Raw genomic sequence first — 9,821 nt, forward strand, 5'->3', positions numbered from 1 at the left:
AGCTTGTAGCGCGCCACCAGTCGGTCCGCGTAGCGATGGCGCACGCGAGCCAGCAGCGCCATCGTTACCTCTTCCTCGTCGTACGCATTGCGGCCGATGCCGCCGCTCGCCGCCAGGTTGTACCCACTCTGCTCGGTGAGGATTCGCGGCCACAGCATGCCCGGTGTGTCGAACAGGAAGAAGTCGGTGGCCAGCAGGATCTTCTGCTCCAGCTTGGTGATGCCCGGCTCGTCGCCCGTCTTGGCYGTGCGCTGGCCGTTGAGCGTGTTGACCAGCGTCGACTTGCCCACGTTGGGAATACCGCAAATCAACACCCGCACCGGCTTGACCATGCCGCCGCGATGCGGGGCAAGCGCCCGGCACGCCGGTATCAGCGCACGCGCCGGCGCCGTGGTGCTGGCGTCCAGCCCCAGGCAACGGGGGCCCGGCAGCGCCTGGTCGATCTCCGGCAGGCGACAATTTATCCATCATGAAAGGTCGGCATCTCGAACCGGCGGGGGGGGGCAGGCTTCGATTCTGAAAGGCGCCACCAGGAACTGGCCGACGCCTGGATTCCATGAAGCCCTGTTCGCAAACATCGCGGGATGGCAGCGCCGGCTTCGCAAGACTTCGCCACTTCAGTGTTGTCCCCGGCGAGTGGCGTTGCGAAGATTGCGAGCATGAGCACTCCCACGATCACCGCCGGCTTCAAGCCGAAGAAGTCCGTCGCGCTGTCCGGTGTCACCGCCGGCAACACCGCGCTGTGCACCGTCGGCCGCAGCGGCAACGACCTGCACTACCGCGGCTACGACATCCTCGACCTCGCCGAGGTCTGCGAATTCGAGGAGGTCGCCCACCTGCTGGTGCACGGCAGGCTGCCGGGCGCCGCCGAGCTGCGCGCGTACAAGGCCCGGTTGAAGGCGCTGCGCGGGCTGCCGGCCGCCGTGAAGGCCGCGCTCGAGACCGTGCCGGCCGCGGCCCACCCGATGGACGTGATGCGCACCGCCGTCTCGGCGCTCGGCTGTGCGCTGCCCGAGAAGGACGACCACGGCCTGCCCGGTGCGCGCGACATCGCCGACCGCCTGCTGGCCTCGCTCGGCTCGATGCTGCTCTATTGGTACCACTGGGCCACGCAGGGCCGGCGCATCGAGGTGGAGACCGACGACGACTCGATCGGCAGCCACTTCCTGCACCTGCTGCATGGCGAGCGCCCGCCGGCCGCGTGGGTGCGGGCGATGCACACCTCGCTGAACCTGTACGCCGAGCACGAGTTCAACGCGTCGACCTTCGCCGCGCGCGTGATCGCCGGCACCGGCAGCGACATGCATTCGGCGGTGGCCGGCGCGATCGGCGCGCTGCGCGGCCCGAAGCACGGCGGCGCCAACGAGGCCGCGTTCGAGATCCAGCACCGCTATGACACGCCCGACGAGGCCGAGGCCGACATCCGCCGCCGCGTCGAGGCGCGCGAGCTCGTGATCGGCTTCGGCCACCCGGTCTACACTGTCAGCGACCCGCGCAACGTGGTCATCAAGCGCGTGGCCCGGCAGCTCTCGGCCGAAGCCGGCACCACGAAGATGTTCGACATCGCCGAGCGGCTGGAGCGGGTGATGTGGGATGCGAAGAAGATGTTCCCCAACCTCGACTGGTTCAGTGCCGTGAGTTACCACCTGATGGGCGTGCCGACGGCGATGTTCACGCCGCTGTTCGTGATCTCGCGCACCAGCGGCTGGGCCGCCCACGTGATCGAGCAGCGGCTGGACAACAAGATCATCCGGCCGAGCGCGAACTACACCGGCCCCGAAGACCGTGCCTTCGTGCCGATCGCCGAGCGCAGCTGAGCAAGACCACCGCGCATGAGTTCCCCCTTCCGCAAGCGCCTGCCCGGCACCGCGCTGGACTACATCGATGCCCGTGCCGCCGTCGACGCATTGCGCGCCGGCGCCTGGGCCGGCCTGCCGTACACCGCGCGCGTGCATGCCGAGAACCTGGTGCGCCGCTGCGATCCGGCCATCCTCGACGACTGCCTGCTGCAGCTCATCGATCGCCGGCGCGACCGCGACTTCCCGTGGTACCCGGTGCGCGTGGTCTGCCACGACATCCTCGGCCAGACCGCGCTGGTCGACCTGGCCGGGCTGCGCGATGCCATCGCGGCGCAGGGCGGCGATCCGGCCGCGGTGAACCCCGTCGTGCCGGTGCAGTTGATCGTGGACCACTCGCTCGCGGTGGAGTGCGGCGGCGACGACCCGCAGGCCTTCGCGAAGAACCGCGCGATCGAAGACCGCCGCAACGAAGACCGTTTCCACTTCATCGACTGGACGAAGCGGGCCTTCCGCAACGTCGAGGTGATCCCGCCGGGCAACGGGATCATGCACCAGGTCAACCTGGAGAAGATGTCGCCGGTGGTCTGGGTGCAGGACGGCCTGGCCTACCCCGACACCTGCGTCGGCACCGACAGCCACACGCCGCACGTCGATGCGCTGGGCGTCATCGCGGTGGGCGTCGGCGGGCTGGAGGCCGAGAACGTGATGCTCGGCCGCGCGTCGTGGATGCGCCTGCCCGACATCGTCGGCGTCGAGCTGGCCGGCTGGCGCCGGCCCGGCATCACTGCCACCGACATCGTGCTGGCGCTCACCGAGTTCCTGCGCCAGCAGAAGGTGGTCGGCGCCTACCTGGAGTTCTTCGGCGACGGCACGCAGGGCCTGACGATCGGCGACCGCGCGACCATCTCGAACATGTGCCCCGAATACGGCGCCACCGCGGCGCTGTTCTTCATCGACGGCCAGACGCTCGACTACCTGCGGCTGACCGGCCGCGAGGCCGGGCAGGTGAAGCTGGTCGAGACGTACGCGAAGACGGCGGGCTTCTGGGCCGACACGCTGGCGGACGCCCGCTACGAACGCATGCTGCGCTTCGACCTGTCGAGCGTCGTGCGCAACATGGCCGGCCCGTCGAACCCGCACCGCCGGCTGCCCACCAGCGCGCTGGCCGAGCGCGGCATCGCGGCCAACCTGGACCAGGCCCGTGCGCAAGAGGCGCAGGGCCTGATGCCCGATGGCGCGGTGGTCATCGCGGCCATCACCAGCTGCACCAACACCAGCAACCCGCGCAACGTGATCGCCGCCGGGCTGCTGGCGCGCAACGCGAACCGGCTGGGCCTCGTGCGCAAGCCGTGGGTGAAGACCTCGCTCGCGCCGGGCTCGAAGACGGTGGAGCTGTACCTGAAGCAGGCCGGCCTGCTGCCCGAACTGGAGGCGCTGGGCTTCGGCATCGTCGGGTTCGCGTGCACCACCTGCAACGGCATGAGCGGCGCGCTGGCCCCGGCGATCCAGCACGAGATCCTCGAGCGCGACCTGTACACCACGGCCGTGCTGTCGGGCAACCGCAACTTCGACGGCCGCATCCATCCGCATGCGAAGCAGGCCTTCCTGGCCTCGCCGCCGCTGGTGGTGGCGTATGCGATCGCCGGCACGATCCGCTTCGACATCGAGCGCGACGTGCTCGCGGTGGTGAACGGCCGCGAGATCCGGCTGCAGGACCTGTGGCCCGACGATGCCGAGATCGATGCGCTGGTGCAGTCGTCGGTGCAGCCGGCGATGTTCCGGCAGGTCTACGAGCCGATGTTCGCCATCGCGGCCGAGAGCCGCGAGCGCGTGAGTCCGCAGTACGACTGGCGGCCGCAATCGACCTACATCCGCCGCCCGCCGTACTGGGACCGCGAAGGCATGGGCGCGCTGGCCGCGAACCCGCGCACGCTGACCGGCCTGCGGCCGCTGGCGATCCTGCCGGACAACATCACGACCGACCACCTGTCGCCGTCGAACGCGATCGGGGCGGATTCGGCGGCCGGCGAGTACCTGGCGCGGATGGGCCTGCCGGAGGAGGATTTCAACTCCTACGCGACGCACCGCGGCGACCACCTGACCGCGATGCGCGCCACTTTCGCGAACCCGACGCTGAAAAACGAGATGGTGCGTACCGACGATGGCAGCGTGCGCACCGGCTCGCTCGCGCGTCTCGAGCCGGAGGGCCGCGTGGTGCGCATGTGGGAGGCGATCGAGGCCTACCTCGAACGCCGGCAGCCGCTGATCATCATCGCCGGGGCCGACTACGGCCAGGGCAGCTCGCGCGACTGGGCGGCCAAGGGCGTGCGCCTGGCCGGTGTCGAGGTGGTGGTGGCCGAAGGCTTCGAGCGCATCCACCGCACCAACCTGATCGGCATGGGCGTGCTGCCGCTGGAGTTCCCGCCCGGCACCTCGCGGCTGACGCTCGGGCTCGATGGCACCGAGACGTATGAGGTGCAGGGCGAACGCACCCCCGGCGCAGCGCTGGGGCTGCGCGTGCGGCGCCGCAATGGCGGGATCGTCGATGTGCCGGTCACCTGCCGGCTCGATACGGCCGAAGAGGTGTCGATCTACGAGGCCGGCGGGGTGCTGCAGCGGTTTGCGCAGGATTTTCTTGCGGGACAGACAGGAACACAAACCACCCGCTCAGCCTGAGGTATCGAAGGCCCGCACCATGACCGCAGTCCCCCAGATCCGCATCCCCGCCACCTACCTGCGCGGCGGCACCAGCAAGGGCGTGTTCTTCCGCCTGCAGGACCTGCCCGCTTCCGCACAGGTGCCGGGCGAGGCGCGCGACCGGCTGCTGCGCCGCGTGATCGGCAGCCCCGATCCCTACGGCAAGCAGACCGACGGCATGGGCGGCGCGACCTCGTCGACCTCGAAGGTCGTGATCCTGTCGCCGTCGGCGCGGCCCGGCCACGACGTGGACTACCTGTTCRGCCAGGTCTCGATCGACCAGGACTTCATCGACTGGAGCGGCAACTGCGGCAACCTGTCGGCAGCCGTCGGCCCGTTCTCGATCGCGCAGGGCCTGGTGCCGGCGCAGCGCGTGCCGGCGAACGGCGTGTGCACCGTGCGCATCTGGCAGGCCAACATCGGCAAGACCATCGTCGCGCACGTGCCGGTGGTGAGCGGGCAGGTGCAGGAGACCGGCGACTTCGAGCTCGACGGCGTCACCTTCCCGGCGGCCGAGGTGCAGCTCGAGTTCCTCGACCCGGCTGCCGAGGGGCCGGACGAAGGCGGCGGTGGCGCGATGTTCCCGACCGGGCGGCTCGTCGACGCGCTGGAGGTGCCCGGCATCGGCACGCTCGACGCGACGCTGATCAACGCCGGCATCCCGACGATCTTCGTCAACGCCCGCGACATCGGCTGCACCGGCACCGAGCTGCAGGACGCGATCAATGGCGATGCGCAGGCGCTGGCGCGCTTCGAGGCGATCCGGGCCTGGGGGGCGGTGAAGATGGGATTGATCCGCGACGTGGCCGAGGCGTCGACGCGCCAGCACACGCCGAAGATCGCCTTCGTCGCGCCGCCGGCCGACTACGTCGCCTCCAGCGGCAAGCCGGTGYGCGCCGCCGACATCGACCTGCTGGTGCGTGCGCTGTCGATGGGCAAGCTGCACCACGCGATGATGGGCACGGCGGCGGTCGCGATTGGCACGGCGGCCGCCATCCCCGGCACGCTGGTGAACCTGGCGGCCGGTGGTGGCGTGCACAGTGCGGTGCGCTTCGGGCACCCGTCGGGCAGCTTGCGCGTGGGCGCCGAGGCGCAGCAGATCGGCGGCCAGTGGACCGTCACGAAGGCGTTGATGAGCCGCAGCGCCCGTGTGCTGATGGAAGGCTGGGTGCGCGTGCCCGGCGACAGTTTCTGAACGAGAGCAAGCTCATGTCGACCCGTCAAACCCTCAAGGCCCTCGCCGCCGCCCGCCGCGGCGTGATCGTTCCCGGCGCGTTCAACGCGATGTCCGCCAAGGTCATCGCCGATGCCGGCTTCGAGGCGATCTACGTCACCGGTGCCGGCGTCACCAACATGTGGTTCGGCATGCCCGACCAGGGCTTCATGGGCCTGGCCGAGATCGCCGACCACACCGCGCGCATCCGCGATGCGGTGGAACTGCCGCTGATCGTCGATGCCGACACCGGCTTCGGCAACGCGCTGAACGTGTACCACACGGTGCGCGTGCTGGAACGGGCCGGCGCCGACTGCATCCAGCTCGAAGACCAGGTGGCGCCCAAGCGCTGCGGCCATTTCTCGGGCAAGGACGTGATCCCGCTCGACGAGGCGGTCGGCAAGATCAAGGCGGCGGTCGACGCGCGGCGCGACCCGGACCTGCTGATCATGGCGCGCACCGATGCCGCGGCCACGCAGGGCTTCGATGCGGCGGTCGAGCGCGCGCAGCGCTTCGCGGAAGCGGGTGCCGACATCCTGTTCGTCGAGGCGGTGACGACGGCCGACGAGGTGCGCGCGCTGCCGCGGCGCCTGGCGGCGCCGCAGCTGGTCAACATGGTGATCGGCGGCAAGACGCCGATCGTCGGTGCCGACGAGTTGAAGGGCCTGGGCTACGGCTTCGTGCTGTATGCCAATGCCGCGCTGCAGGGCGCCGTGGCCGGCATGCAGCGCGTGCTGGGTGCGCTGCAGCAGGCCGGCCGCGTCGACGAGGATCCGGCGCTGGTCGTGCGGTTCGCGGAACGGCAGCGGCTGGTCGACAAGCCGCGCTGGGATGAACTGGAGCGGCGCTACGCGCCGTAGCGGCTTCGTCATGATTCGGTCAATTTTTGGCCGATATCCAGCCTGACTGTCCCGCAGGTGACGCGATTTGTCAGATATCGGCGGAGATTTTCGTGATTCTGATAACGGTTCCAGCGCAATCAACGCGTCCGAAGGGTGGGCACGCAACCTGCGCTGCCTTCAGATGCGCCGCCGGCGTGTCGACGCCGAACTCACGGACCTCCCCGAAAAGCCGAACCGACCTATGAGGATTGCCGCACTGTGGGCCCAACGCGCGGAGAGCCTTCGCGCGACGGATGCCTTCGCCTCCCGCGCCATCGATGTCGAGCAGTTCAGCGACACCGAATCGCTGCTGCAGGCGTGGCGGGACACGGAGTTCGACGCGATCCTGGTGCAGGCCGACACCGCGCTGAGCCGTGACTGGTTCGACGTGCTGCGCACGCGCGCTGCATCGCGCGCGCCGATCGTCGCGGTCGGTGCCGGTGACACCTACTCCATCGCCCAGGCCCTGATGCGTGGCGCCGACGACTACGCCACCGAGGCCGAAGGCGCGACCGGCCTGGTGCAGCGCGTGCTGGCGCGCGTGCGGGCGCTGGCCTCGCCGGCGCCCGAGCTGCGGGCCGGTGCCTACTGGCTCGACACCGCGCAGTCGGTGCTGGCCTCGCCCGGCCACCGCGTGCGCCTGACGGCGCGCGAGTGCAGCCTGGCGCAGGTGCTGTTCGAGCACCACGGCCGGCTCACGACGACGGAGATGCTGTCGGCCGCGCTGTTCGGCAACACCGATGCCGTCAACAAGCGATCCATCGAGCAGCACCTGTACAAGCTGAGGCAGAAATGCGTGCTCGTGTCGAAGCAGCAGGGCACGCCGCTGCACATCGAATCGATCTACGCGTCGGGGTACCGGCTGCGCGCCTGATCCGCGGACGGCGATCCATCGGAAAGATGCACAGGTCGCCCTCGGTGCGGCCGATGGCAATCCGCTGCGCAAGGTCTCCAAAGTGCTCCCATCCACAGGGCGCCGGGCAACGCGTGACGGGATGTGTCGTCGCATCCGGTCCTCCGTGGGAGAGGAGTGTCGATCTCGAAACGAAGCGAAAAGCTGCTGGGCGCGCGCGGTGATTGTGTGGACCATCCGCGCTTTCGAGGAGAACCCATGACCCAGCAAGCATCGATGCCCGCCGACCTCCTGCACCGCAGGCGCCTGCTGACGGTGGCCCTGTCGTCGGTCGCCGCCGCGAGCCTCGCGGCGTGCGAAGGCAGCAGCGACAACGGCAGCCCGCCCGCATCGTCGGCGCCCACACCGCCTGCGCCGGCACCCGCTCCCGCTCCGGCACCTGCTCCTGCTCCTGCTCCTGCTCCTGCTCCGGCCGCGCCGACGGCTTGCACGGACACGATCGTCGGCAACCACGGTCACGTGCTGAACGTGCCGGTCGCCGACCTCGATTCCACGGTCGACAAGACGTACGACATCCAGGGCTCGTCCGGGCACACGCACACGGTGCGATTGACGGTCGCGAACCTGCGCCAGTTGAAGGACGGCGTGGCGGTCACGGTCGAGTCGTCGAACTCGTCAGGGCACACCCACACGGTGACCACCCGGTGCGCGTGATCGGCTGACGGCCGGGCAGGTTCTCGATGGAGGGCGGCGGGTGTCGCAGAATGGCGACCTCTCTTCATTCCGATCAGGACACCTGCCCATGACCGAGGCCTCTTCCGTCCCCACTGAGCGACCTGCCTTGCCCGACCGCCTGTCGGTCGACCCGCGCAGCCCGTTCCACGTCGCCGCGATCTTCGAGCACGAGATCGGCATCCGCTTCAACGGCAAGGAGCGCGGCGACGTCGAGGAATACTGCATCAGCGAAGGCTGGATCCGCGTGCCCGCCGGCCGCTCGGTCGACCGCAAGGGCCAGCCGCTGCTGATCAAGCTGAAGGGCCAGGTCGAGTCGTTCTACCGTTGATCAACTCGACGGGTCCTTGGTGCGGGTGCGCGACACCGCCATCATGATGCCGATGCCCAGCACGATCAGGCAGGCGATGCCGACGTACACCGGCGCGAGGCCGGCCGTCACGAGGCCCCAGGCAACGCCGCCGACCAGCAGCACGAGGCCGACCATATAGAGCGCGAACGACATGGTGATGCTCCTTGCGGGCACGGGTGGCCCGGATCGAGCCACTCTAGTCACCGGCGCAAGCGCTGCCGATCGGAAGAGGGCGCCGCTGCGCGTAGTCCCCCTCCTACCGGATCAGGTCCGCTGTTTCACGCGGGCCGCTTCGGAATCGCCAGCCCGCGCTGCACCGCCGGCCGCGCCTTGAATGCCGCCAGCACGCGCGCGACGTTCGGGAAGTCGGCCATGCCGACCAGTTCGCCCGCCTCGTAGAAGCCGAACAGGTTGTTGACCCACGGGAAGATCGCGATGTCGGCGATCGAGTACGCGTCACCCAGGATCCAGTCGCGGCCCGTCAGGCGTTCGTCGACGACCTTCAGCAGCCGCTTCGATTCGGCCACGTAGCGGTCGCGCGGGCGCTTGTCCTCGTACTCGCGGCCGGCGAACTTGTGGAAGAAGCCGAGCTGGCCGAACATCGGGCCGATGCCGCCCATCTGGAACATCACCCACTGCAGCGTCTCGAAGCGGCCGGCGGTGTCGGTGGGCATCAGCTGCCCGGTCTTGCTCGCCAGGTAGACGAGGATCGCGCCCGATTCGAACAGCGCGAGCGGCTTGCCGTCGGGGCCGTTCGGGTCCAGGATCGCCGGGATCTTGTTGTTCGGGTTCAGCGACAGGAACTCGGGCGACAGCTGGTCGTTGGTGTCGAAGCGCACCAGGTGCGGCTCGTACGGCAGCCCGGTCTCCTCCAGCATGATCGACACCTTCACGCCATTGGGCGTCGGCAGCGAATAGAGCTGGAGCAGCTCGGGGTGCTGCGCGGGCCATTTGGTGGTGATCGGGAAGGCGGACAGGTCGGACATGGCGGGTGGGTTCGCAGTGGGCAGGTGGGGGGAAGCCGGCGATTCTGCCCCGGTCCGGCTTTTCATGCGGCGGTAGGTGAACTATGGTCGGTCACAGCGCTGTCACCCGGCCCGTCGAACATCGCCGGCTGATCGTTCCGAAGACTTTTCACGAAGAACCCAAGAGACGCCATGCATCACACCGCTGTTCGACCCACCCGTGCCCGCCTCCTCGCCCTGACGCTGCTTGCCGGCGCCGCGCTGACTGCCTGCGGCGGCAGCGACGACGATCCCGCCCCGTTCGCGACGCTGGACGGCAAGGTCCCGCT

The 9,821-nt window shown here is 69.4% G+C and carries 9 protein-coding genes and 1 pseudogene; 7 read left to right on the top strand and 3 right to left on the bottom strand.

Features of this window, described 5'->3' with window-relative positions; genetic code table 11:
• Positions 1-434, bottom strand: a pseudogene (locus AC1D12_RS14590) (YlqF/YawG family GTPase); the annotation flags it as partial.
• Between the two features lie 225 nt (positions 435-659).
• Here AC1D12_RS14590 and prpC point away from each other — a divergent pair.
• From prpC to AC1D12_RS14625, 7 genes are all read left to right on the top strand, one after another.
• Positions 660-1,817 carry a bifunctional 2-methylcitrate synthase/citrate synthase gene (prpC, locus tag AC1D12_RS14595; RefSeq protein WP_477841138.1) on the top strand — a complete coding sequence of 386 codons (1,158 nt, stop codon included), beginning with the start codon at positions 660-662 and terminating at the stop codon, positions 1,815-1,817.
• A gap of 15 nt (positions 1,818-1,832) precedes the next feature.
• The gene (gene acnD, locus AC1D12_RS14600) at positions 1,833-4,475 is read left to right on the top strand and encodes a Fe/S-dependent 2-methylisocitrate dehydratase AcnD (RefSeq protein ID WP_477841140.1); all 2,643 of its coding nucleotides are present in this window, start codon (positions 1,833-1,835) and stop codon (positions 4,473-4,475) included.
• Between the two features lie 19 nt (positions 4,476-4,494).
• Complete coding sequence (gene prpF, locus AC1D12_RS14605) at positions 4,495-5,691, top strand: 2-methylaconitate cis-trans isomerase PrpF (protein WP_477841142.1); 1,197 nt, start codon at positions 4,495-4,497, stop codon at positions 5,689-5,691.
• A 14-nt stretch (positions 5,692-5,705) separates the two neighbouring features.
• Positions 5,706-6,569, top strand: coding sequence for an isocitrate lyase/PEP mutase family protein (locus tag AC1D12_RS14610; protein WP_477825708.1), 864 nt, complete (start codon positions 5,706-5,708; stop codon positions 6,567-6,569).
• Between the two features lie 223 nt (positions 6,570-6,792).
• Positions 6,793-7,464 carry a response regulator transcription factor gene (locus AC1D12_RS14615; protein ID WP_052212835.1) on the top strand — a complete coding sequence of 224 codons (672 nt, stop codon included), beginning with the start codon at positions 6,793-6,795 and terminating at the stop codon, positions 7,462-7,464.
• Positions 7,465-7,701: 237 nt separating this feature from the next.
• Entirely contained in the window at positions 7,702-8,157 is a 456-nt protein-coding gene (locus AC1D12_RS14620) for a hypothetical protein (protein ID WP_477841144.1), read from the top strand.
• A gap of 88 nt (positions 8,158-8,245) precedes the next feature.
• Positions 8,246-8,506 (top strand): DUF3297 family protein, encoded by a 261-nt coding sequence (locus AC1D12_RS14625; protein WP_047509378.1) that lies wholly within the window; start codon positions 8,246-8,248, stop codon positions 8,504-8,506.
• Here the strand turns inward: AC1D12_RS14625 and AC1D12_RS14630 are convergent, their stop codons facing one another.
• Together AC1D12_RS14630 and AC1D12_RS14635 are read right to left on the bottom strand one after the other, a co-directional pair.
• Positions 8,507-8,680, bottom strand: coding sequence for a hypothetical protein (locus AC1D12_RS14630; protein WP_047509380.1), 174 nt, complete (start codon positions 8,678-8,680; stop codon positions 8,507-8,509).
• Positions 8,681-8,805: 125 nt separating this feature from the next.
• A complete protein-coding gene (locus tag AC1D12_RS14635; RefSeq protein ID WP_477825706.1) occupies positions 8,806-9,513 on the bottom strand; it encodes a glutathione S-transferase N-terminal domain-containing protein in 708 nt (235 codons plus the stop codon).
• Between the last annotated feature and the right edge of the window lie 308 nt (positions 9,514-9,821).

Source organism: Rhizobacter sp. P1_G5 (genome assembly GCF_056405435.1).

Coding starts and splice junctions, on each gene's coding strand:
- AC1D12_RS14630 (WP_047509380.1), bottom strand. CDS start 8,680: ATGTCGTTCGCGCTCTATATGGTCGGCCTCGTGCTGCTGGTCGGCGGC.
- AC1D12_RS14620 (WP_477841144.1), top strand. CDS start 7,702: ATGACCCAGCAAGCATCGATGCCCGCCGACCTCCTGCACCGCAGGCGC.
- AC1D12_RS14625 (WP_047509378.1), top strand. CDS start 8,246: ATGACCGAGGCCTCTTCCGTCCCCACTGAGCGACCTGCCTTGCCCGAC.
- AC1D12_RS14610 (WP_477825708.1), top strand. CDS start 5,706: ATGTCGACCCGTCAAACCCTCAAGGCCCTCGCCGCCGCCCGCCGCGGC.
- AC1D12_RS14615 (WP_052212835.1), top strand. CDS start 6,793: ATGAGGATTGCCGCACTGTGGGCCCAACGCGCGGAGAGCCTTCGCGCG.
- acnD (WP_477841140.1), top strand. CDS start 1,833: ATGAGTTCCCCCTTCCGCAAGCGCCTGCCCGGCACCGCGCTGGACTAC.
- AC1D12_RS14635 (WP_477825706.1), bottom strand. CDS start 9,513: ATGTCCGACCTGTCCGCCTTCCCGATCACCACCAAATGGCCCGCGCAG.
- prpC (WP_477841138.1), top strand. CDS start 660: ATGAGCACTCCCACGATCACCGCCGGCTTCAAGCCGAAGAAGTCCGTC.